Source organism: Hominenteromicrobium mulieris, assembly GCF_046197855.1.
GTDB lineage: Bacteria > Bacillota > Clostridia > Oscillospirales > Acutalibacteraceae > Hominenteromicrobium > Hominenteromicrobium mulieris.
This window is the reverse complement of record NZ_CP173188.1, coordinates 3,126,971-3,146,246: the sequence shown is the minus strand read 5'-3', so window position 1 is coordinate 3,146,246 and position 19,276 is coordinate 3,126,971. Positions and strand designations below refer to the sequence as shown.

At 52.9% G+C, this 19,276-nt stretch carries 32 protein-coding genes; 31 read left to right on the top strand and 1 reads right to left on the bottom strand.

All coding sequences use genetic code 11. From position 1 onward, the window contains the following. Positions 1 to 3 precede the first annotated feature (3 nt). From rpmC to rpe, 25 genes are all read left to right on the top strand, one after another. Positions 4 to 207 carry a 50S ribosomal protein L29 gene (gene rpmC / locus ACI0CA_RS15575; RefSeq protein ID WP_176819636.1) on the top strand — a complete coding sequence of 68 codons (204 nt, stop codon included), beginning with the start codon at positions 4 to 6 and terminating at the stop codon, positions 205 to 207. A gap of 18 nt (positions 208 to 225) precedes the next feature. Further along, on the top strand, positions 226 to 483 hold the full coding sequence (rpsQ, locus tag ACI0CA_RS15570) for a 30S ribosomal protein S17 (RefSeq protein ID WP_176819635.1): 258 nt from the start codon (positions 226 to 228) through the stop codon (positions 481 to 483). A 28-nt stretch (positions 484 to 511) separates the two neighbouring features. After that, positions 512 to 880, top strand: coding sequence for a 50S ribosomal protein L14 (gene rplN / locus ACI0CA_RS15565; protein ID WP_176819634.1), 369 nt, complete (start codon positions 512 to 514; stop codon positions 878 to 880). 16 nt (positions 881 to 896) lie between these two features. Beyond that, entirely contained in the window at positions 897 to 1,214 is a 318-nt protein-coding gene (gene rplX / locus ACI0CA_RS15560; RefSeq protein WP_176819633.1) for a 50S ribosomal protein L24, read from the top strand. A gap of 15 nt (positions 1,215 to 1,229) precedes the next feature. Beyond that, complete coding sequence (rplE, locus tag ACI0CA_RS15555) at positions 1,230 to 1,769, top strand: 50S ribosomal protein L5 (protein ID WP_176819632.1); 540 nt, start codon at positions 1,230 to 1,232, stop codon at positions 1,767 to 1,769. 12 nt (positions 1,770 to 1,781) lie between these two features. Then, positions 1,782 to 1,967 (top strand): type Z 30S ribosomal protein S14, encoded by a 186-nt coding sequence (locus ACI0CA_RS15550; protein ID WP_176819631.1) that lies wholly within the window; start codon positions 1,782 to 1,784, stop codon positions 1,965 to 1,967. Between the two features lie 25 nt (positions 1,968 to 1,992). Further along, a complete protein-coding gene (gene rpsH / locus ACI0CA_RS15545) occupies positions 1,993 to 2,391 on the top strand; it encodes a 30S ribosomal protein S8 (protein ID WP_316687334.1) in 399 nt (132 codons plus the stop codon). Positions 2,392 to 2,409: 18 nt separating this feature from the next. Further along, a complete protein-coding gene (gene rplF, locus ACI0CA_RS15540; protein WP_176819629.1) occupies positions 2,410 to 2,952 on the top strand; it encodes a 50S ribosomal protein L6 in 543 nt (180 codons plus the stop codon). A gap of 21 nt (positions 2,953 to 2,973) precedes the next feature. Next, positions 2,974 to 3,333 (top strand): 50S ribosomal protein L18, encoded by a 360-nt coding sequence (rplR, locus tag ACI0CA_RS15535; RefSeq protein ID WP_176819628.1) that lies wholly within the window; start codon positions 2,974 to 2,976, stop codon positions 3,331 to 3,333. A gap of 23 nt (positions 3,334 to 3,356) precedes the next feature. Beyond that, on the top strand, positions 3,357 to 3,851 hold the full coding sequence (rpsE, locus tag ACI0CA_RS15530) for a 30S ribosomal protein S5 (RefSeq protein WP_308449515.1): 495 nt from the start codon (positions 3,357 to 3,359) through the stop codon (positions 3,849 to 3,851). 13 nt (positions 3,852 to 3,864) lie between these two features. Continuing rightward, positions 3,865 to 4,044, top strand: a complete 180-nt coding sequence (gene rpmD, locus ACI0CA_RS15525) for a 50S ribosomal protein L30 (RefSeq protein WP_176819626.1) — start codon at positions 3,865 to 3,867, stop codon at positions 4,042 to 4,044. Between the two features lie 14 nt (positions 4,045 to 4,058). Continuing rightward, positions 4,059 to 4,499 (top strand): 50S ribosomal protein L15, encoded by a 441-nt coding sequence (gene rplO / locus ACI0CA_RS15520; protein ID WP_176819625.1) that lies wholly within the window; start codon positions 4,059 to 4,061, stop codon positions 4,497 to 4,499. After that, a complete protein-coding gene (gene secY, locus ACI0CA_RS15515; protein ID WP_176819624.1) occupies positions 4,500 to 5,807 on the top strand; it encodes a preprotein translocase subunit SecY in 1,308 nt (435 codons plus the stop codon). A 38-nt stretch (positions 5,808 to 5,845) separates the two neighbouring features. Further along, positions 5,846 to 6,478 carry an adenylate kinase gene (locus tag ACI0CA_RS15510; RefSeq protein WP_176819623.1) on the top strand — a complete coding sequence of 211 codons (633 nt, stop codon included), beginning with the start codon at positions 5,846 to 5,848 and terminating at the stop codon, positions 6,476 to 6,478. Between the two features lie 2 nt (positions 6,479 to 6,480). Beyond that, positions 6,481 to 7,233 (top strand): type I methionyl aminopeptidase, encoded by a 753-nt coding sequence (gene map, locus ACI0CA_RS15505; RefSeq protein ID WP_176819622.1) that lies wholly within the window; start codon positions 6,481 to 6,483, stop codon positions 7,231 to 7,233. A gap of 8 nt (positions 7,234 to 7,241) precedes the next feature. After that, positions 7,242 to 7,490, top strand: a complete 249-nt coding sequence (locus tag ACI0CA_RS15500) for a KOW domain-containing RNA-binding protein (protein ID WP_308449468.1) — start codon at positions 7,242 to 7,244, stop codon at positions 7,488 to 7,490. A gap of 30 nt (positions 7,491 to 7,520) precedes the next feature. Beyond that, positions 7,521 to 7,739, top strand: coding sequence for a translation initiation factor IF-1 (gene infA / locus ACI0CA_RS15495; RefSeq protein WP_176819620.1), 219 nt, complete (start codon positions 7,521 to 7,523; stop codon positions 7,737 to 7,739). Between the two features lie 47 nt (positions 7,740 to 7,786). Then, positions 7,787 to 7,900, top strand: a complete 114-nt coding sequence (rpmJ, locus tag ACI0CA_RS15490) for a 50S ribosomal protein L36 (protein ID WP_004824776.1) — start codon at positions 7,787 to 7,789, stop codon at positions 7,898 to 7,900. 32 nt (positions 7,901 to 7,932) lie between these two features. Continuing rightward, complete coding sequence (rpsM, locus tag ACI0CA_RS15485) at positions 7,933 to 8,301, top strand: 30S ribosomal protein S13 (protein WP_176819619.1); 369 nt, start codon at positions 7,933 to 7,935, stop codon at positions 8,299 to 8,301. Positions 8,302 to 8,317: 16 nt separating this feature from the next. After that, a complete protein-coding gene (rpsK, locus tag ACI0CA_RS15480; protein ID WP_176819618.1) occupies positions 8,318 to 8,728 on the top strand; it encodes a 30S ribosomal protein S11 in 411 nt (136 codons plus the stop codon). 21 nt (positions 8,729 to 8,749) lie between these two features. Beyond that, on the top strand, positions 8,750 to 9,352 hold the full coding sequence (gene rpsD / locus ACI0CA_RS15475) for a 30S ribosomal protein S4 (RefSeq protein ID WP_308449467.1): 603 nt from the start codon (positions 8,750 to 8,752) through the stop codon (positions 9,350 to 9,352). A 68-nt stretch (positions 9,353 to 9,420) separates the two neighbouring features. Then, positions 9,421 to 10,377, top strand: coding sequence for a DNA-directed RNA polymerase subunit alpha (locus tag ACI0CA_RS15470; RefSeq protein ID WP_176819616.1), 957 nt, complete (start codon positions 9,421 to 9,423; stop codon positions 10,375 to 10,377). Positions 10,378 to 10,413: 36 nt separating this feature from the next. Next, a complete protein-coding gene (gene rplQ, locus ACI0CA_RS15465; RefSeq protein WP_176819615.1) occupies positions 10,414 to 10,755 on the top strand; it encodes a 50S ribosomal protein L17 in 342 nt (113 codons plus the stop codon). 249 nt (positions 10,756 to 11,004) lie between these two features. After that, positions 11,005 to 11,316 carry a hypothetical protein gene (locus ACI0CA_RS15460; protein WP_176819614.1) on the top strand — a complete coding sequence of 104 codons (312 nt, stop codon included), beginning with the start codon at positions 11,005 to 11,007 and terminating at the stop codon, positions 11,314 to 11,316. A 44-nt stretch (positions 11,317 to 11,360) separates the two neighbouring features. Then, positions 11,361 to 11,987: a ribulose-phosphate 3-epimerase gene (gene rpe, locus ACI0CA_RS15455; RefSeq protein WP_316687339.1), complete on the top strand. Its 627-nt coding sequence runs from the start codon at positions 11,361 to 11,363 to the stop codon at positions 11,985 to 11,987. A 49-nt stretch (positions 11,988 to 12,036) separates the two neighbouring features. Here rpe and ACI0CA_RS15450 read toward each other — a convergent pair whose 3' ends face one another. Then, positions 12,037 to 12,381: a hypothetical protein gene (locus ACI0CA_RS15450; protein ID WP_417104100.1), complete on the bottom strand. Its 345-nt coding sequence runs from the start codon at positions 12,379 to 12,381 to the stop codon at positions 12,037 to 12,039. 71 nt (positions 12,382 to 12,452) lie between these two features. On the opposite strand from ACI0CA_RS15450, the gene ACI0CA_RS15445 reads away from it, so the two are divergent. The 6 genes from ACI0CA_RS15445 (at position 12,453) to nusA (ending at position 19,251) form a co-directional block, all read left to right on the top strand. Continuing rightward, positions 12,453 to 13,493: an ATP-binding cassette domain-containing protein gene (locus ACI0CA_RS15445; RefSeq protein ID WP_176819611.1), complete on the top strand. Its 1,041-nt coding sequence runs from the start codon at positions 12,453 to 12,455 to the stop codon at positions 13,491 to 13,493. Next, complete coding sequence (locus ACI0CA_RS15440; RefSeq protein WP_316520592.1) at positions 13,490 to 14,197, top strand: ABC transporter permease; 708 nt, start codon at positions 13,490 to 13,492, stop codon at positions 14,195 to 14,197. The genes ACI0CA_RS15445 and ACI0CA_RS15440 overlap by 4 nt, the downstream gene beginning before the upstream one ends. Positions 14,198 to 14,212: 15 nt before the next feature. Beyond that, positions 14,213 to 15,724 (top strand): Gldg family protein, encoded by a 1,512-nt coding sequence (locus ACI0CA_RS15435; RefSeq protein WP_446806647.1) that lies wholly within the window; start codon positions 14,213 to 14,215, stop codon positions 15,722 to 15,724. Between the two features lie 24 nt (positions 15,725 to 15,748). Next, entirely contained in the window at positions 15,749 to 17,275 is a 1,527-nt protein-coding gene (locus ACI0CA_RS15430) for a DUF4340 domain-containing protein (RefSeq protein WP_446806648.1), read from the top strand. Positions 17,276 to 17,601: 326 nt separating this feature from the next. Further along, positions 17,602 to 18,084 (top strand): ribosome maturation factor RimP, encoded by a 483-nt coding sequence (rimP, locus tag ACI0CA_RS15425; RefSeq protein WP_176819607.1) that lies wholly within the window; start codon positions 17,602 to 17,604, stop codon positions 18,082 to 18,084. Between the two features lie 69 nt (positions 18,085 to 18,153). Beyond that, positions 18,154 to 19,251, top strand: coding sequence for a transcription termination factor NusA (gene nusA, locus ACI0CA_RS15420; RefSeq protein ID WP_176819606.1), 1,098 nt, complete (start codon positions 18,154 to 18,156; stop codon positions 19,249 to 19,251). Positions 19,252 to 19,276: the final 25 nt, after the last annotated feature.

Here is a 19,276-nt window from a genome sequence, read left to right as displayed (position 1 = left end):
GTAATGAAAGCTTCTGAAATCAGACAGCTCACAGCAGAAGAGCTGAACACAAAACTGAATGACCTCAAGGCTGAGCTCTTTAACCTCAGATTCCAGCTCGCTATTAACCAGCTCGAAAACCCGATGCGCATCTCGGCGGTTAAGAAGGACATCGCTCGTGTTAAGACAGTTATCCGTGCGAATGAGCTTAGCAAAGAGAACGCATAAGGGAAGGGAGGATTAGACGTGAGCGAAAGAAACATGAGAAAGACAACTGTCGGCAAGGTCGTCAGCAATAAGATGGATAAGACAATCGTTGTTGCTGTTGAGGACAGTTACAGACATCCGCTTTACAACAAGATCATCAAGCGTACCGTTAAGAGAAAAGCCCATGACGAAGAGAACGTCTGCGGCATCGGCGACAGAGTGCGTATTATGGAAACTCGTCCCCTCTCTAAGGATAAGAGATGGCGCCTGGTTGAGATTATCGAGAAAGCCAAATAATCGGCTTTAGCAGAAGGAGGAATTTACTGTGATTCAGCAGCAGACTTACCTCAAGGTGGCCGACAACACAGGAGCGAAGGAGCTTATGTGCATCCGCGTTCTCGGTGGTACAGGCCGGAGGTATGCAAATATCGGCGACGTCGTGGTAGCATCTGTTAAAAAAGCAGCACCCGGCGGAGTTGTTAAGAAGGGCGACGTAGTTAAGGCGGTTATCGTAAGATCCGCATCCGGCGTTCGCCGCGAAGACGGCACCTACATTCGTTTCGACGAAAACGCAGCCGTCATCATCCGTGATGATAAAAACCCCAGAGGCACACGTATCTTCGGGCCGGTCGCTCGCGAACTGCGCGACAAGGAATACATGAAGATTCTGTCCCTCGCCCCGGAAGTTCTTTAATTGGAGGTGTCCTGAAATGAGTAAAGTTCATGTTAAAACCGGTGACACCGTCGTTATCCTCAGCGGTAAAGACCGCGGCAAGAAGGGCAAGATCATGGCTGTTTCCCCGAAAGAGGGCAAGGTCATCGTAGAGAATGCCAACATTGTCTCTAAGCACGTAAAGCCCCGCAAGATGGGCGAGGCCGGCGGCATCATCAAGGCAGAGTCCGCGATCTACGCCTGCAAGGTCCAGGTTGTTTGCCCCCGCTGCGGCAAGCCGACCCGTGTCACCCACAAAGTGCTTGAGGATGGCACAAAAGAGCGCATTTGCAAAAAATGCGGCGAGTCGCTTTAATCTGGAGGGAATAAAATGGCAAGACTGAATGATTTTTACAAAGCAGAGGTCGCACCCGCTCTCATGACGAAGTTCGGCTACAAGAGCGTTATGCAGATCCCGAAGCTCGATAAAATTGTGATCAATGTCGGCGCCGGCGAGGCAAAAGACAACGCGAAGGTCATCGATTCCATTTCCGGCGACCTCGCGACGATCACCGGCCAGAAGCCCATCGTTTGCAGAGCTAAGAAGTCCGTTGCAAACTTCAAGCTCCGTGAAGGCATGCCGATCGGCGTTAAGGTAACGCTGCGCGGCGAGAAGATGTGGGAGTTCATGGACCGCCTGTTCAACGTAGCGCTTCCGCGCGTGCGTGACTTCCGCGGCATCAACCCCAACTCCTTCGACGGCAGAGGCAATTACAGCCTGGGTATCAAAGAGCAGCTCATCTTCCCTGAGATCGAGTACGATAAGATCGACAAGGTCCGCGGCATGGATGTGTGCTTCGTTACGACGGCAAATACCGATGAAGAGGGCCGCGAGCTCCTGAAGCTCATGGGCGCTCCGTTTGAAAAGTAAGGAGGGAATACTGTGGCCAAGACTTCAATGAAACTCAAGCAGCAGAGAGAGCAGAAGTTCTCTACGCGCGAATATAACAGATGCAAGATCTGTGGCAGGCCGCATGCCTACCTTCGCAAGTTCGGCATCTGCCGTATCTGCTTCCGTGAGCTGGCTTATAAGGGCCAGATCCCGGGTGTTAAGAAAGCAAGCTGGTAAAAGCTTTATAGGAGGTTAATAAATCATGCAGATTACAGATACAATCGCTGACCTGCTTACCCGTATCCGCAACGCTCAGTCTGCGAAGCATGACACTGTTGACATCCCTGCTTCTAACATGAAGAAGGCTATTTGCCAGATTCTTGTTGACGAAGGTTATGTCAAGAGCTTTACGGTTACCGAGGACGGCAAACAGGGCGTCATCACCGTAACACTGAAGTATGTTGAAGGCGGCGTGCCGGCAATCAAGGGCCTCAAGAGAGTCTCTAAGCCGGGTCTCCGCATCTATTCCAACGCAGCAGAGCTGCCGAAGGTCATGAAGGGCCTCGGCACCGCCATCATCTCCACCTCTAAGGGCGTTATGACCGACCGCGAGGCAAGAAAGATGAACATCGGCGGCGAAGTTCTCGCGTTCATTTGGTAATCAGGGAGGTGCAATAACATGTCCAGAATTGGAAGAAAACCGATAAATATTCCCGCAGGCGTCGAGGTTAAGGTAGACGGTAGCTGCGTAACGGTCAAGGGCCCGAAGGGCACGCTGACTCAGAAGTTCCAGCCGAGCATGAACATCGCTGTGGAGGGCGCTGAGATTGTTGTTACACGTCCGAACGACGACAAAGAGAACCGTTCTCTGCACGGCCTCACCCGTACCCTTATCCACAACATGATCGTGGGTGTAACGGAAGGCTTTAAGAAAGAGCTCGAAGTCAACGGTGTTGGCTACCGTGTTCAGAAGCAGGGCACAAACCTGGTTATGAACCTCGGTTTCTCGCATCAGGTCATCGTTCCGGAAACGGACGAGATCAAGATCGAAGTTCCGGCTCCGAACAAGATCATCATCAATGGTATCGACAAGCAGAAGGTCGGCCAGTTCGCAGCGGAAGTCCGCGAGAAGAGACCGCCGGAGCCGTACAAGGGCAAGGGCATCAAGTACATTGATGAGGTTGTTCGCCGCAAGGAAGGCAAGACCGGTAAGGGTAAATAATAGGTTAGGAGTGAGATAAAAATGGTTAGTAAGGCAGATAAGAACGTAGCCAGACTGCGCCGCCACAAGAGAGTTCGCGGCAAGATCAGCGGCACACCGGAAAGACCGCGCCTCGATGTTTTCCGCTCCAATATGCATATTTACGCTCAGATCATCGATGATGTGAACGGTGTTACACTGTGCGCAGCATCCTCGGTTGAGAAGGCGTTTACCGGCAACGGCGGAAACAAAGAAGCAGCACACGCAGTAGGCAAGCTGATCGCAGAGAGAGCAGCAGAAAAGGGTATCACCGATGTGGTCTTCGACCGCGGCGGCTATATCTTCCACGGCCGCGTCAAAGAGCTGGCCGACGGCGCCCGCGAGGGCGGCCTCAACTTCTAAGAAGGAGGAATATTGTTTTGGCTATGAAAATTGACGCATCCACACTCGATCTGAAGGAGCGCGTAGTTGCTATCAACCGCGTTTCCAAGACCGTTAAAGGCGGCCGTATCTTTAAGTTTGCCGCTCTTGTTGTTGTCGGTGACGGCAACGGCATCGTAGGCTTTGGCATCGGCAAGTCCGGCGAAGTTCCGGACGCGATCCGCAAGGGCATTGAAGACGCTAAGAAGAACCTGCAGAAGGTTGCTCTGCGCGGCTCCACCATCCCGCACGAGATCGTCGGCGAATTCGGCGCAGGCCGTGTTCTCTTAAAGCCGGCAGCACCCGGTACCGGCGTTATCGCAGGCGGCCCGGTTCGTGCCGTTGTTGAAAGCGTTGGCATCAAGGACATCCGTACAAAGGCACTGCGTTCCAACAACCCGTGCAACGTTGTACGCGCAACTCTCGCCGGTCTCTCCGAGCTGAGAACCGCAGAAGAGGTTGCAGCTGTTCGCGGCAAGTCCGTAAGTGAAATTCTGTAAGGAGGTTTGCAATATGGCAGACGTAAAGATTACGTTGAAAAAGAGCCTCATCGGCTGCAAAAAGCCCCAGATTGCAACCGCCGAGGCGCTCGGCCTGCATAAGGTCGGCGATACAACCACTCAGCCCGATAATGCACAAACAGAGGGCAAAATCAAGAAGATCATTCATTTGGTCGAGGTTATCAAAGGCTAAGGAGGTGTGTTTGAATGAAGCTCAATGAACTCAGAGCTACCCCGGGCGCAATGCAGGACGCAAAGCGCATCGGCAGAGGTCATGGCTCCGGCAACGGTAAAACAGCCGGTAAGGGCCACAAAGGTCAGAAGGCAAGAGCGGGCCACGGTTTCCGCCCCGGTTTTGAAGGCGGTCAGATGCCGCTGCAGAGAAGAATCCCGAAGAGAGGTTTCAACAATATCTTCGCTAAGGAGATCGTTGCGATCAACCTGAACGCCCTCAACGCCTTTGAAGACGGCGCAGTCGTCGATCAGGCAGCACTCGTTGAAGCAGGTATCATCAAGTCTGCATGCGACGGTGTTAAGGTTCTTTCCAATGGCGCGCTGACCAAAAAGGTTACCGTTAAGGCTAACGCTTTCTCCGAAGCAGCCAAGGCGAAAATTGAGGCTGCAGGTGGGAAGGCCGAGGTGATCTAAGTGTTTAATACACTCAAAAACGCTTGGAGGATCCCGGATCTCCGTAAGAAACTCCTGTATACGCTTTTGATCATCATTGCTTTCCGTTTCGGCTCTGTTGTGCCGGTACCGTTCCTGAACGTTTCCGCGCTCAACACGCTGATGGCAAGCGCCAATGAAACTGCACTGGGTTATATCAATATGTTAACGGGCGGCGCGTTCGCAAATGCAACGCTGTTTGCAATGGGCATCACCCCGTACATCAACTCTTCCATCATCATTCAGCTCCTCACGGTGGCGATTCCCGCCTTGGAGCGCATGGCGAAGGAAGGCGAAGAAGGCAGAAAGAAAATTGCTGCCATTACGAGATACACCACGGTGGGTCTCGGCCTCATTCAGGGTACCGCTTATTATTTCTACCTGAGAAACAATAAAATTACCCTGTACAATGAAGGTTTCTCCGCAGTATTTACTGCAATCATTATTGTTCTTACGTTCACCGCCGGCACGGCGCTGATCATGTGGATGGGTGAGCAGATCAACCAGAAGGGCGTAGGCAACGGCATTTCCATCATCTTGTTTGCCGGTATCGTCGCACGTCTTCCGGTTACGATGGGTCAGATCTGGAGCTACTTCTCGGCTGCAATGCAGTCTCCGGAGAGCTACGGCAAGTACTTTGTCTTTGCACCGCTGTTCATCATCCTTTTCCTCGCGGTCATTTGGGTCATCGTTTTCATGAACGATTCCGAGCGCCGCATTCCGGTGCAGTATGCTAAGAAGGTCGTTGGCAGAAAGGTTTACGGCGGTCAGAGCACGTTCCTGCCGATCAAAGTGACCATGAGCGGCGTTATGCCGGTCATCTTCGCGTCTGCGATCCTCTCCATTCCGAGCACCATTCGCCTCTTTGTCGGCGAACCGACCGGCTTCTGGAAGGGCTTCTTCAATGCCTTCTCCTCCACCGGTTGGCTGTACAGTGTTCTGTACCTGCTGCTCATCGTTGTGTTTGCTTACTTCTACATGACGATCCAGTACAACCCGATTGAAATGGCGAACAACCTCCGCACCAATAACGGTACGATCCCCGGCATCCGTCCGGGCCGTCCGACGGCGGAGTTCATCAGCAAGATCCTTTCCAAGATAACGCTCATCGGCGCGATCTTCCTCGCGTTCGTTGCGATCCTGCCGATCCTTTACAGCAACCTCACCGGCATGTATGGCCTTTCCATGGGCGGCACGTCCGTCATCATCATGGTCGGCGTTGCGCTGGAGACTGTAAAGCAGATCGAATCTCAGATGATGATGCGTCACTACAAGGGCTTCCTTGATTAAGCCCCCGGGCGCATAAGATACGAAAGGAGTCATGAACAATGAAGCTGATCCTTTTAGGTGCACCGGGTGCCGGTAAAGGCACCCAGGCAGAAGTTATCTGCAAACATCTCGGAATACCCGCCATTTCTACGGGCAATATTCTGAGAGAGGCGCTGAAAAGCGGCACGGAAATGGGCCTCAAGGCGAAAGCCTTTATGGATGCCGGCCAGCTTGTCCCGGATGAGATCGTCATCGGTATCATCAAGGACCGTCTGGCAGAGGAAGACTGCAAAAACGGTTTTATCCTCGACGGTTTCCCGAGAACCATTCCGCAGGCCGAGGCTCTGGACGCTTCCGGCGTTGTGATCGATCGGGTCATCGATATCGAAGTGCCCGACGAGAAGATCGTCACGAGAATGTCCGGACGCCGTGTCTGCGAAAAGTGCGGCTCTTCCTACCACCTGCTTTACAAGAAGCCGGCAGTGGAAGGCGTCTGCACGAACTGCGGCGGCACCCTTGTTCAGCGCAAGGATGACCACCCGGATACCGTTAAGGACCGCCTGCGCGTCTATCACGAGCAGACCGAGCCCTTAAAGGAATACTACGAGAAGCAGGGCAAGCTGCACATCGTAGAAGGTCAGGAGGAGGTCGCCGATACGACCGCCCTCACACTCAAAGCATTAGAGGCGTAAGCATGATTAACCTGAAAACGACCCGTGAACTGCGTTATATGCGTGACGCGGGAAAGATTTCGCAGGAAGCATTGCTGAAGGCCGGTGAAGCGGTCCGTCCGGGTGTTTCTACACTCGAACTGGACAAGATCGTCAGAAGAACAATCGAGAAGGCGGGCGCCGTGCCCAGCTTTCTCGGTTATGGCGGTTTTCCGGCGAGCGCCTGCATTTCGGTAAATAATGTGGTTATCCACGGCATACCTTCAGCACACGAAATTCTCAAAGAGGGCGATATCGTTTCCATTGACGTTGGCGCAATCTATGAGGGATTCAACGGAGACAACGCATGGACCTTCCCGTGCGGCAAAGTTTCCGAAGAAGCACAGAAGCTGATGGATGCGACCCGAGAGAGCCTGTTCCTTGCGATTGAAAAGGCTGTGCCGGGCAACCGCATCGGCGATATCGGCTCCGCAGTGCAGCAGTATGTCGAAGCTCGCAATTACTCGGTGGTACGGGAATTTGTCGGCCACGGCGTAGGTGCGAAGCTGCATGAAGACCCCAGTGTTCCAAATTACGGCACCCCCGGCAGGGGTGTACGCCTGTTACCGGGCATGACGATCGCGATCGAGCCCATGGTCACGCAGGGCAGCTGCGAGGTTAAAATTCTCAAAGACGGCTGGACCACCGTGACGAAGGACGGCAAGCTTGCCGCCCACTTTGAACACAGTATAGCCATTACACCCGACGGCCCTGTGATTCTCACATCACTGGATTGAGGTGTCAGATGGACTGTGTACGCGGACAGATTATGCGGTCGCTTAAAGGTCATGATAAAGGCGATTTTCAGGTGGTGCTGAAAACGGACGGCGTGTATGCCTACATGGCAGACGGCAAACGTCGCAGGATGGAAGCACCGAAAAAGAAAAAGCTGATGCATTTAGCCCCGACGGCGACGGTGCTCAGCGAAGAGAGCCTTTCGACCAATCGACAAATACGCACGGCGCTCACAGCATACAGAGCGCACACAACGTAACATTTAAATGTAAGGATTGGTGAGACAAGAATGTCAAAGCAGGACGTAATTGAAGTAGAAGGAATCGTAAAGGAAGCTCTGCCGAACGCGACGTTCCAGGTAGAGATCCCAGGCGGGCATATGATCCTGGCTCACATCTCCGGCAAGCTGCGCATGAATTTCATCCGCATCCTTCCGGGCGATAAGGTCACACTGGAAATGAGCCCGTACGATCTGACAAAGGGACGCATTACGTGGCGTTCCAAGTAAGATAAAATAGATTTGAAGACCCCACAACGCATAAGGAGGGCACACAAATGAAAGTCAGACCTTCTGTTAAGAAGATGTGTGAAAAATGCAAGATCATCAAGCGCAAGGGTAAAGTCATGGTCATCTGTGAAAACCCGAAGCACAAGCAGCGCCAGGGCTGAGGCTCTGAAATATTTATGGAGGTGCAATAAGCATGGCTCGTATTGCTGGTATTGATTTACCCAGAGACAAAAGAATCGAGATTGCTCTTACCTACATCTTCGGCATCGGCCGCAAGACAGCGTCGGACATCTGCGCTGCTACGGGCGTTGATCCGGACATCCGCGTAAGAGATCTTTCTGAAGATGACGCTACAAAGTTGAGAGAATATATCGACCACCACTACACCGTTGAGGGCGACCTCCGCCGTAATGTTGCGTTCGATATCAAGAGACTCGTTGAAATCGGCTGCTACCGCGGTGTCCGTCACCGCAAGGGCCTGCCGGTAAGAGGCCAGCGCTCTAAGACCAACGCAAGAACGCGCAAGGGTCCGAGAAAGACCATGGCCAACAAGAAGAAGTAATCGGGAGGGATTTTAAATGGCAGCTACAAAAGGCGGAAAGAAAGCAGTAACCGCAGTCCGCAGACGCCGTGAGCGCAAGAATATTGAGCGTGGCGCTGCACATATCCAGTCCACCTTCAACAACACGATCGTAACCATCACTGATACGCAGGGCAATGCGGTATCCTGGGCAAGCGCCGGCGAGCTCGGTTTCCGTGGTTCCAGAAAGTCCACGCCGTTCGCAGCACAGACCGCTGCGGAGACCGCGGCTAAGATTGCTATGGAGCATGGCATGAAGAGCGTAGAAGTCTATGTTAAGGGCCCGGGCGCAGGCCGTGAAGCCGCTATCCGTGCACTGCAGTCGGCAGGTCTTGAGGTCAGCATGATCAAAGACGTAACGCCGATCCCGCACAACGGATGCCGCCCGCCGAAGAGAAGACGCGTATAACAGATTAGGAGGTTACAGAATATGGCTAAGAACAGACAGCCCATTGCAAAGCGCTGCAAAGCGCTGGGCATTTCTCCGGCCGTTATGGGTTACAGCAAGAAGACCACCATCCGCAATCCGGGCAACGGTATGCGCAGAAAGCAGTCTGAATATGCAACTCAGCTCAAGGAGAAGCAGAAACTGAAGTTTATTTACGGCGTTCTGGAGCACCAGTTTGCAAGCTATTTTGATATGGCTGAGCGTCAGACCGGCATGACGGGCGAAAACCTGCTTCGTCTGCTGGAGCGTCGTCTCGATAACGTCGTGTTCCGTCTCGGCTTTGCTTCCACCCGCCGCGACGCACGCCAGCTTGTCAACCACGGTCACTTCACCGTGAACGGCAAGAAGGTCAACATTCCGTCTTACCTTGTGAAGCCGGGCGACGTCATTGCTGTGCGTGAAGCTAGCCGTAGCAGCGTGAAGTTCTCCAAGCTCACCGGCGCAGACGCACCGCTCGTCACCACTCCCGAGTGGATGGAGCGCAACAAGGAAGCCCTTGAGGGCAAGATCCTTCGCATGCCGGAGCGCAGCGACATTGAATTTGAGGTAGAAGAGCATCTCATCGTTGAGTTGTACTCCAAGTAATCCAGTAAAACTTAACATTATTTTATGGGTTTTACGAATTACGTCAAATGTGTAAAGGAGGATCGCAAATGATTGAGATGATACAAAGACCGAGAATAGAGACCGAGGAATTATCCAACGATAACACTTACGGCCGGTTTATGGTAGAGCCGCTGGAGCGCGGCTTCGGCACTACGCTGGGCAACAGCCTGCGCCGTGTGCTTCTTTCCAGCCTGCCGGGTGTAGCCCCGAAGTCGATCAAGATCGACGGCGTCGTACACGAGTTCTCCACCATTCCGGGTGTTAAGGAAGATGTCACCGAAATCGTTCTGAACATCAAGGGTCTCATTGCCAAGTTGCACTGCGAAGGCCCGAAAACCGTGGAGATTTCTGCTGAAGGCCCCTGCATCGTAACGGCAGATTCCATCAAGTGCGACAGCGAAGTAGAGATCCTGAACCCGGACCTGCACATTGCAACGCTTGGTGAAGGCGCAAAGCTGTACATGGAGATCGTGCTCGATGAGGGCCGCGGCTATGTTTCCGGTGAACGCAACAAGCAGAATATGCCGCAGGGCGTGATCGGTGAATTGGCAGTTGATTCTATTTACACACCGGTGTTAAAGGTTAACTTTAACGTAGAGCCTGCCCGTGTAGGCCAGCGTATCGATTTCGACAAGCTGACCCTTGAGGTATGGACAAACGGAGTTATTACCGCACAAGAGGCGGTGTCGCTCGCTGCCAAGATCCTTACAGACCAGCTGAACCTCTTCGTTGACCTTTCCGAAAAGGGTAAGGCGATGGATACCATCGTAGAGAAGAGCGGCAGCGATGATGCACAGGTGCTCAAGATGACGATTGAAGAGCTGGACCTTTCCGTCCGTTCCTTCAACTGCTTAAAGCGCGCCGGCATCAACACGGTGGAAGACCTTGTTTCAAAGTCCGAAGAAGACATGATGAAGGTCAGAAACCTGGGCCGCAAGTCGCTTGAAGAAGTCATCTGGAAGCTTGCGCAGCTCGGCTACAGCCTCCGCAAGGACGATGAATAATTTAATTACCATTACCAAACGATAGGAGTGACAATCATGCCGGGAACAAGAAAACTCGGAAGAGACACTGCACATAGACTGGCTATGCTGCGCGGCCTCGTTACGTTCTTCTTCGAGAACGGAAAGATCGAGACAACTGCAACAAGAGCACAGGAAGTCCGCGCTCTTGCTGAAAAGATGATCACAATCGCGAAGGAAGATACCCTTGCAAACAGAAGAAACGTCATGGCTTTCATCACCAAGGAAAGCGTCACGAACAAGCTGTTCAAGGAAATCGCTCCGAAGTATGCTGACCGTAACGGCGGCTACACCCGCATCACGAAGCTCGGGCCGCGCCGCGGCGACGCAGCTGAGATGGCGATCATTGAGCTGATCTGATCTCAATATAATCAGTGAAATTGGCTGTCGGCTTTTGCCGGCAGCCTTTTTGCGTTTTGCGGGGAGCATAAATTCTTCATTACTCCGCAAAAGGAGAAGAAGGGGAAATTTTCGGTTATAAAATGTGAGAATTCCGATATTTTGTGTATTTTCTGCGGATTTCCTTGTATTTTGGGGCACTATCCGTTATAATAGAGCAGGTCAACAAAGAGAAGATAAGGCGTATGTCTTTAGAAAGGATAGGATACCATGGGTTATGTATATGCTGCCATGTGGCTTATTGCAGGACTGATCTTGATTTTCCGTCTGTCGAAAGAAAATAAGATATTCTACGTTGCAGGCGGATTTTTCCTTGTGCTTGGCGTGTGGTGGCTTTTGGATTCGCTTTTCCCGGATTGGAAAGTATTTCAGGGCACACCGGGCGCCGTATTAAAAGTGCTCACGTTCATCGTTCTCGTTGTACTGGCAATCGTGTTCTTTATTCTGAACCGCAGAGGCTGGAAAGCGGAAGCCGCCATGAATAAAATGCAGGAAAAGGACGACGAAAAAGATAACTTTTAACCGCAAAATCCGTAAATTTCTTCTCGTAGAAAGAAGTGGTAAAAATGAAAATTGCACCTTCTATGCTCGCAAGCGACTTTACCCGCATGGGCGAGTGCGCAAAGTCCGTCAGCGCGGCCGATTGGTTGCACCTCGATATTATGGACGGCCATTTCGTGCCGAACATCAGCTTTGGCCCGGATGTCGTCAAGGCACTGCGTCCGTTAAGCGACCTTACGTTTGACGTGCACCTCATGATCTCGCACCCGAAGCAGTATGTCCGCCAGTTTGCGGAGGCCGGCGCGGAGATCATCACGTTTCATGTGGAGTGCGACGACGACATTGATGAAACCATCACCGAAATTGAAAAGTACGGCGTAAAGCCGGCGTTGTCTTTAAAGCCGGGCACGCCCGTTGAGTGCCTGTACCCGTACCTCGACCGCCTTTATATGGTGCTCGTCATGACGGTGGAGCCGGGCTTCGGCGGCCAGAAGTTCATGGCTGATCAAATGGAAAAGCTGCGCGCGCTGCGTGCAAAACGCCCGGAGCTCATCTTAGAGGTGGACGGCGGTGTGAACCGTGAAACCGCGCCCATCTGCCGCGAAAACGGTGCAGACGTTGCCGTGGCAGGCACAGCCGTGTTCCGCGCGGAGAACATCCCCGCCGAGATCGCATTGCTGCGCGGCGAATGATTTTTTGAAATACCGCGTGTGTACAGACAGTGTACGGTTTGTGAAGAGTTCACATTTTGTTCATACTTGCGAATTGTTTTTTCACATAGCCGTCACAGAAAGCCGCTATAATGCGGATAACTAAAGTTATCGTTTGTTTTGTTAAGTCAACACTGCGCAAAGCACGTTCTTTATGCAGTGTTGACTTAATTTTTTGCCCGAAATACGGCATGGCTATTGCAAAACGGCGAAAACTGCGGTATGATAATTTGTGCGCTTCCGCTGCCCTGCATAGGGGCGCGGAAACCCAAAACAGAGGATCTAAACGGTTCCGGAAGCGGTCTCCCTTTTTCCACAAAAGGTTCACCGCATGTTCAAAACCGTTTTGAGCGACGCGCAGCTGCGCGGGCGCCATTGGGGAGGACTTTGCACGGGAATTTCCCGGGTACATATTTCCGTCCCGCAGAGAAAGGATGGTCATCAAACATGATCGAGGTCAAAAACCTCACGAAGCGCTACGGTACAAATACCGCGCTGAACAATGTCAGCTTCACGGTTGAAGAGGGCACCATCGTCGGCTTCCTCGGGCCGAACGGTGCAGGTAAATCCACAACCATGAATATCATTACCGGGTACCTTTCCGCCACGAGCGGTTCGGTCACGGTACAGGGCAAAAATACCCTGGAAAACCCGAACGAAGTGAAAAAGCTCATCGGCTACCTGCCGGAGCTTCCGCCGCTTTACATGGATATGACGGTCAAAGAGTACCTCAACTTCATGTATGAGCTGAAGGGCGTCAAGCTCGACCGCAAGCAGCACATCGGCGAGATCTGCCGCCTGACGAAGATCGACAACGTCTACACTCGTCTCATCGGCAACCTGTCTAAGGGCTACAAGCAGCGTGTCGGCATTGCGCAGGCTCTGCTCGGCAACCCGCCTGTCCTCATTCTGGACGAGCCCACCGTCGGCCTTGACCCGAAGCAGATCATCGAGATCCGCAACCTCATCAAGAGCCTCGGCAGAAACCACACGATTATTCTGTCCTCCCACATCCTGCCCGAAGTGCAGGCCGTGTGCGAGCGCGTGATTGTCATGAACAACGGCTGTCTTGTGGCGGACGGCGCAACGGATACGTTGGCGCACGACCTTTCCGCAGAGCACCGCATTATTGCGCGCATTGACGGCCCGGAAAGCGAAATTCTGCAGGCCATCCGCGGCATGGAGCATATTGTGGAGGTTTACTCTCTCGGCGAGAAGGAAAAGGGCGTCTTCGAGATTTCCATCGAGGGCGAGCCGAACTACGACCTGCGCCGCAACCTGTTTGCACTGCTCACCCGCAAGGGCTGGCCGCTGCTGGCTTTGAGAAACACAGACCTCACGCTGGAGGAAGTCTTCCTGCAGCTTACAAGCGGCGATGCTTCCCACGCTGCTCCGGCAGAGCCTGAGGTTGAAGTGGAAACAGAACCCGAAAATACCGAAGCATCTGAGCCCGAAGAGGCTGAAACGAAGGAGGATGCAGAGAAATGAGAGCAATATTCAAAAGAGAGATGAGAGCGTACTTCGCTTCCCCGGTCGGCTATGTCGTCGTGGCGGCGCTGCTTGCGCTTTACGGCTTCTTCTATTATCAGGTTATGGCCATCGGCTCCAGCTCGTACATCACGCAGGTGTTCAGCACCATGTTTATGTTCAGCATGATGATCATGCCGATCATCACGATGCGCAGCATGAGCGATGACCGCAAGAATAAGACCGACCAGGCGCTCATCACGGCGCCGGTCAGCGTGACGGGCATCGTTATGGGCAAGTTCCTCGCGGCGTTCGGCGTGTATTTCATCGCGAACACCCTGGCACTGCTGCCGGCCATCACGATGGGCTTTTTCTCCTCCGCGTTCCCGTGGGGCATTCTCTTTGGCAACTACATCGGCACGCTGCTGTACGGCGCGGCTATGATCTCCATCGGTGTGTTCATTTCCGGCCTCACCATCAGCCAGGTCATCGCGGCTATCGGCACGTTCGTCATTGCCATTTTCCTGATGTTCGTCGACCAGATTGCGTCTGCGCTCTCCGGCAACTTCATCGGCACCATCCTCACATGGATCTCGTTCACCTCGCGATATGATACCTTCACGCAGGGCATATTCAGCGTTTCAAGCTGCGTGTACTTCATCAGCGTGGCGGCTGTGTTTGTGTTCCTGACCGCCCGCAGGGTGGAAAGCCGCCGCTGGAACTAAGGGAGGAGCATAGAGATGAGTAAGAAACCGAACCTTTCCGCAGTAAAGACCGCGGTGCATAAAGAAAAATTCAAGCACGGCTCTTTGGCCGTTGTGTTCACGGTTGTGTTTATCGCCGTGATTATCGTCATCAACGTTCTGGTCTCTGCGCTGACCACGCGTTTTCCGTCCATGAACTTCGACCTCACGAAAGAGGGCCTCAATACCCTGAGCGACGAAACAACGGACGTGGCAAAGGAGATCGTCAACGAAACGACCATTTACATCATCGGCTCCGAGGACGCGATCCGCGGCGATGAGGTCTATTCCAATTACAGCTTAAAGTACAGTCAGGTCGCGAACCTCGCAGACCGTCTGCATGAGCTGAACGACAAGATCAAAGTCGAGTACATCGACCCGGACATGAACCCGCAGTTCATCAGCGATTATGCCGGTGACTCTCTTACGACCGGTAAGGTCATGGTCAAGACGGATAAGCGCCACAAGACGCTCGCCGTTACCGACCTGTTCAGCATCCAGCAGGATTCTTCCTCCGGCCAGTATAACTACTACTCCAAGGTAGACGGCGCACTTGCAAACGCCCTGTACCTCGTCAATCTCGATACCGTTCCGGTCGTCGCATTCGCAACGGGTCATAGCGAAGCTATTACGACCTCAACATCTACGAGTTTCACAGGATTGTTAAATGACAATAACTTTGAAGTCAAAGAGTTCAACATGCTGACAGACGAAATTCCGGAAGACGCATCTATCGTTGTACTTGGTATGCCGACCACGGACTATACGTCCGAAGAGCTTTCTAAGCTCGAAGCCTATCTCGGTGACGAGAAAATGGGCTCTTCCAGAACGTTGTATGTAATGACAGCGCCGAATGCTGGCTGGAGTTCTATGCCAAACCTTTCTTCTTTCTTAGCTGAGTGGGGTATGGAGCCTCAGTCTCAGGAAGTATTGGAGAGCAACACCAATAACACTCTTTATAATATGCCGTATGCAATTTTTGCAAATGTTACAGATAGTGTACTTAGCAAAACTTATGATAATGTTGTAAAGGTACAGGCTGCTCCCGTAAAGCGTTTGTTTACAGCAAACAACGATATCAGTACTTATTCTGTGATTGAAACCAGTGATACTGCTTACCTTTCCAACGATGAAAAGGTTCTCGAAACACCGGAAACGGACACATATACTATTCTTGCATTTGCACAGCGCTATATGGATAATCAGGGTAAGATATGCGCAAATGTAGTTGTTGATGGTTGTGCAGCGGATTTCTATGATGGAAGTAGTTTATTGGGCAACTCCACCTTTGGCAATAAGGATGTTACGTTGGACCTCATTAAGAACCTTACAGGAACGACGGACACCCGCGTAGGTCTTACTGTTAACCAGACACAAACGAATACAATGGATATTAATGCTTCCTCTGCTGTAACTTGGAGCATTGGTATGATGTTGTTCACCATTGTGGTGCCGGTTGCCGTCCTTGTCATCGGCCTTGTCATCTTCCTCAGAAGAAGACATCTGTAAGCCGAAGAAAGGAACCTGCTTCCCATGAAGAAAACCACAAAATACATTATCATCACGCTCGTTGTGCTCATCGTGCTGGGCGCGGCTGCCGCAGCGCTGATCCTCACGTCTCCGAAGGACAGCGAAGACGACGCAAGCAGCTCCAGCGCCGTTTCCGAGAGCACGGAGCCCGCACTGATCGATAAGACCGCCGAAGACGTGAAGAACATCGACATTGAAGACCTCGCCGCGGACGACAGCTATACGATTATCCCAACGGAAACGACCACCTCGAGCGGCGACACCGAGCAGACCTTCATCATTGAAGGCTGGGACGACCTTGACGTGCTTTACTCGAACGTAAAGAGCCTTGCAGACCGTCTATACTCCGTCACGCCGACGAAGAAGATCGGTGAGGTGAAGGACCTCTCCGAGTACGGCCTCGGTAGCGGTGAAGGCTACAAGATCACCATGAACTACACGGACGGCATGTCCCAGACATTCACCATCGGCAATAAGGCCGGTGAATCCTCCGGCTCTTACATGCTGTATGAGGGCGAAGTGTACATCGTGCCCGTTTCCACGTATTTGAAGCAGTCTAAGTACGACTTCCTCAATAAGTCGCTCATCGCAATTCCGACGCCGACCATCACTGCGACGGACGGCACCGAGACGGACAGCACAAGCGAAATCAACAGCCTGCACCTTTCCGGCCAGAACTATCCGGAAGAAATTCAGTTCGGCCTTTCCGATGACGAAGTGCTCGCGTACGACATCACAGAGCCGATCTACGCCGGCATGAACTCCGGCAAGATCGACGACTTTGTGGAGCAGCTGCAAAACGTGACGGCTGCCGGTGTCCTCGCCGTACACGCTACGGAAGAAGACGTCGCAAAGTACGGTCTGGATAACCCGGTCGCTGTGTGCGATTACACGATGAACGATGAGCACCATGTCATTAAGCTCGGCGATAAGACCGGCGACCTGTACAGCATGATGGTGGACGACGACACAACGATCTACACCATCACGGACAGCGCCGTGACCTCTTGGGTGAATATTGAAGTGTATTCCCTGCGCGACGGCTTTGTGCGCCTGCCGTACATCAAGAGCGTTTCCCGCGTGACCCTCACCTCGTCCACCGGTACGGATGTCTACGACGTGACCCGCATTGAGAACGAGGAGAAATCCACCGAGACGAACACATTCTACGATTTGGAAGTCTCGAAGGACGGCAAGGAAATCAACTACGATTACTACCAGCCGTTCTACCAGATGTTGCTCGCCATCTCCGTTTTGAACGAGGACATTCAGGAGCCGCAGGGCGACCCGATCCTCACAATTAAGTACGATTTCTTCGACGGCAGAAAGAGCGAGGAGATTAAGTTCTACGCAGACCCGGCATCCGAACGCCGCGCCGTTGCCACACTGAACGATCAGCCGACCGGCTCCGTGCGCATGAGCGATATCCAGAAGGTTCTGGAAGCAAAGGAAGTCATCGCGCAGAATAAGCCCGTAAAGGGCGATGAGGAAGAGAGCACGACCTCCGAGCTTGAATCCGCAGCGGAATAAAATAAGCACAAACGACGGACGTGACCGCAAAAAGGCGGCGCGTCCGTTTTTTGTGTTTTTCGGGAAATAAAGCGCACGGACGTCGTTTTGCGCGGCAGAGGCATACAGCCTGTGAAAAATGCCGTGCCAAAACGTAAAAACACACCCGTATTTGTGCGGAAAACTTTGTTTTTCTCCTTGCAAAAAAAGCGGCGCTGTGGTATAATCTTTACGGTAAGATAGTAGGATGATGAAAGAGTGGGGCGACCCGCTCTTTTGTTTGTATTAGGGTGTATATCCAAAACAGACACAGCCGCCGAAAAGCGGGCGGAGAAAGGAAGCTGCGTATGGCAGAGAAAAAGAAAGGCAGCACTACGGAGATCGTGCGCGCGCTGGCAGAGCCGCTCGCAAAGGAGCTTGGGCTCATAATCTGGGACGTTACGTTCACGAAAGAGGGCGCGGATTGGTATCTGCGCATTTTTATTGACAAGGAAGGCGGCGTAGGCATCGACGACTGCGTAGACCTCACCCGCGCCATCAACCCCGTGCTGGACAGCGAAGACCCCATTCCGCAGGAATATACCTTGGAGGTCTCCTCGCCCGGCATCAACCGCAAGCTCACCCGCCCGGAGCACTTTGAGGCTTTCCTTGAAGCGCCGGTGCGCGTAAAGCTCATTCGCCCGCTTGAAAACGGCGTGCGCGAGCTCGAGGGCATCCTCATCGACGTTGCCGAAAACGGCGACTTTGAGGTCATCACCGAGGAGGACACCACGGTCACGTTCACCAGAAAAGAATGTGCCAGCGTCAACCTTATCGAAGATTATGACTGACCCGGGAAGGCTCCCGTTTATAATACAAAAATTTGAAAGAATAATACCGGAAGGCAGGTAATTTGAAAAATGGCAAGAAAAGCGGCGCAGAAAAAAGAAGTGAACAATGACGGCAAGGAGCTGTTTGAGGCTCTGAAGCTCCTCGAAGCGGAAAAAGGCATCCCGGTCGATTTCATGATCGATAAGATTAAGAAGGCCATTGCCACCGCCTGCAAAAACAGCTACGGCAACGAGGACGTTGTCATCGACATGGATCCGGAAAGCGGCAAGTTTGACGTATTCCTGCGCAAGGAGATTGTAGAAGAAGTGGAAAACCCGAACCGCGAGATTGCACTTGAGATCGTCAAGCAGTACGACCCGCGCGCGGAGATTGGCGGCTTTGTGCGCCACCGTCTCGATACAAAACAGTTTGGCCGTGTGGCAGCGCAGACCGCAAGAAACATCATCCGTCAGGGCATCCGTGACAGCGAGCGCGACCAGATGATGCAGGAATTCAAGGGTCGCCATCAGGAGCTTGTCAGCGCCCTTGTAGAGCGCGTAGACCCGAAGACCGGTGCACTGTCCCTGAAGATCGGCAAGGCAGAAGCCATTTTGCCGAAGGGAGAGCAGGTCGGCACCGAAAACGTCAAGGAAGGCGACCACGTACAGGTCTACGTTGTAGACGTTAAGGAGACCGAAAAGGGCCCGAAGGCCATCATCTCCCGCACGCACCCGGATCTTATCCGCCGCCTGTTTGAAAAGGAAGTGCCGGAAATTTTCGACGGCACCGTAGAAATCAAAGCCGTTGCCCGCGAGGCCGGCTCCAGAACGAAGATCGCCGTTATGTCCCATAATCCGGACGTAGACGCTGTGGGTGCCTGCATCGGTACGCGCGGCACGCGTGTTTCCGACATCGTCAACGAGCTCGGCGGCGAGAAGATGGACATTGTCGACTACAGCGAAGACCCGGCAAAGTTCATTGCAGCGGCGCTTGCACCGGCGACCGTGCTTTCCGTTGAAACGGCAGAGGACGGTTCCCACGTTTGCAAGGTCACCGTGCCGGACAGCCAGCTTTCCCTCGCCATCGGCAACAAGGGCCAGAACGCCCGCCTTGCGGCTAAGCTGACCGGCTGGAAGATCGACATTAAGCCGGAAAGCGGCTTCTTCGGCGAAGAAGAGGAAGCGTAAGCTTTTTTGAAACTTGCATCTCGCA

Coding starts and splice junctions, on each gene's coding strand:
- rpmC (WP_176819636.1), top strand. CDS start 4: ATGAAAGCTTCTGAAATCAGACAGCTCACAGCAGAAGAGCTGAACACA.
- rplX (WP_176819633.1), top strand. CDS start 897: ATGAGTAAAGTTCATGTTAAAACCGGTGACACCGTCGTTATCCTCAGC.
- rplE (WP_176819632.1), top strand. CDS start 1,230: ATGGCAAGACTGAATGATTTTTACAAAGCAGAGGTCGCACCCGCTCTC.
- rpsH (WP_316687334.1), top strand. CDS start 1,993: ATGCAGATTACAGATACAATCGCTGACCTGCTTACCCGTATCCGCAAC.
- rplF (WP_176819629.1), top strand. CDS start 2,410: ATGTCCAGAATTGGAAGAAAACCGATAAATATTCCCGCAGGCGTCGAG.
- rplR (WP_176819628.1), top strand. CDS start 2,974: ATGGTTAGTAAGGCAGATAAGAACGTAGCCAGACTGCGCCGCCACAAG.
- rpsE (WP_308449515.1), top strand. CDS start 3,357: ATGAAAATTGACGCATCCACACTCGATCTGAAGGAGCGCGTAGTTGCT.
- rpmD (WP_176819626.1), top strand. CDS start 3,865: ATGGCAGACGTAAAGATTACGTTGAAAAAGAGCCTCATCGGCTGCAAA.
- rplO (WP_176819625.1), top strand. CDS start 4,059: ATGAAGCTCAATGAACTCAGAGCTACCCCGGGCGCAATGCAGGACGCA.
- ACI0CA_RS15510 (WP_176819623.1), top strand. CDS start 5,846: ATGAAGCTGATCCTTTTAGGTGCACCGGGTGCCGGTAAAGGCACCCAG.
- map (WP_176819622.1), top strand. CDS start 6,481: ATGATTAACCTGAAAACGACCCGTGAACTGCGTTATATGCGTGACGCG.
- ACI0CA_RS15500 (WP_308449468.1), top strand. CDS start 7,242: ATGGACTGTGTACGCGGACAGATTATGCGGTCGCTTAAAGGTCATGAT.
- infA (WP_176819620.1), top strand. CDS start 7,521: ATGTCAAAGCAGGACGTAATTGAAGTAGAAGGAATCGTAAAGGAAGCT.
- rpmJ (WP_004824776.1), top strand. CDS start 7,787: ATGAAAGTCAGACCTTCTGTTAAGAAGATGTGTGAAAAATGCAAGATC.
- rpsM (WP_176819619.1), top strand. CDS start 7,933: ATGGCTCGTATTGCTGGTATTGATTTACCCAGAGACAAAAGAATCGAG.
- rpsK (WP_176819618.1), top strand. CDS start 8,318: ATGGCAGCTACAAAAGGCGGAAAGAAAGCAGTAACCGCAGTCCGCAGA.
- rpsD (WP_308449467.1), top strand. CDS start 8,750: ATGGCTAAGAACAGACAGCCCATTGCAAAGCGCTGCAAAGCGCTGGGC.
- ACI0CA_RS15470 (WP_176819616.1), top strand. CDS start 9,421: ATGATTGAGATGATACAAAGACCGAGAATAGAGACCGAGGAATTATCC.
- rplQ (WP_176819615.1), top strand. CDS start 10,414: ATGCCGGGAACAAGAAAACTCGGAAGAGACACTGCACATAGACTGGCT.
- ACI0CA_RS15460 (WP_176819614.1), top strand. CDS start 11,005: ATGGGTTATGTATATGCTGCCATGTGGCTTATTGCAGGACTGATCTTG.
- rpe (WP_316687339.1), top strand. CDS start 11,361: ATGAAAATTGCACCTTCTATGCTCGCAAGCGACTTTACCCGCATGGGC.
- ACI0CA_RS15450 (WP_417104100.1), bottom strand. CDS start 12,381: ATGGCGCCCGCGCAGCTGCGCGTCGCTCAAAACGGTTTTGAACATGCG.
- ACI0CA_RS15445 (WP_176819611.1), top strand. CDS start 12,453: ATGATCGAGGTCAAAAACCTCACGAAGCGCTACGGTACAAATACCGCG.
- ACI0CA_RS15440 (WP_316520592.1), top strand. CDS start 13,490: ATGAGAGCAATATTCAAAAGAGAGATGAGAGCGTACTTCGCTTCCCCG.
- ACI0CA_RS15435 (WP_446806647.1), top strand. CDS start 14,213: ATGAGTAAGAAACCGAACCTTTCCGCAGTAAAGACCGCGGTGCATAAA.
- ACI0CA_RS15430 (WP_446806648.1), top strand. CDS start 15,749: ATGAAGAAAACCACAAAATACATTATCATCACGCTCGTTGTGCTCATC.
- rimP (WP_176819607.1), top strand. CDS start 17,602: ATGGCAGAGAAAAAGAAAGGCAGCACTACGGAGATCGTGCGCGCGCTG.
- nusA (WP_176819606.1), top strand. CDS start 18,154: ATGGCAAGAAAAGCGGCGCAGAAAAAAGAAGTGAACAATGACGGCAAG.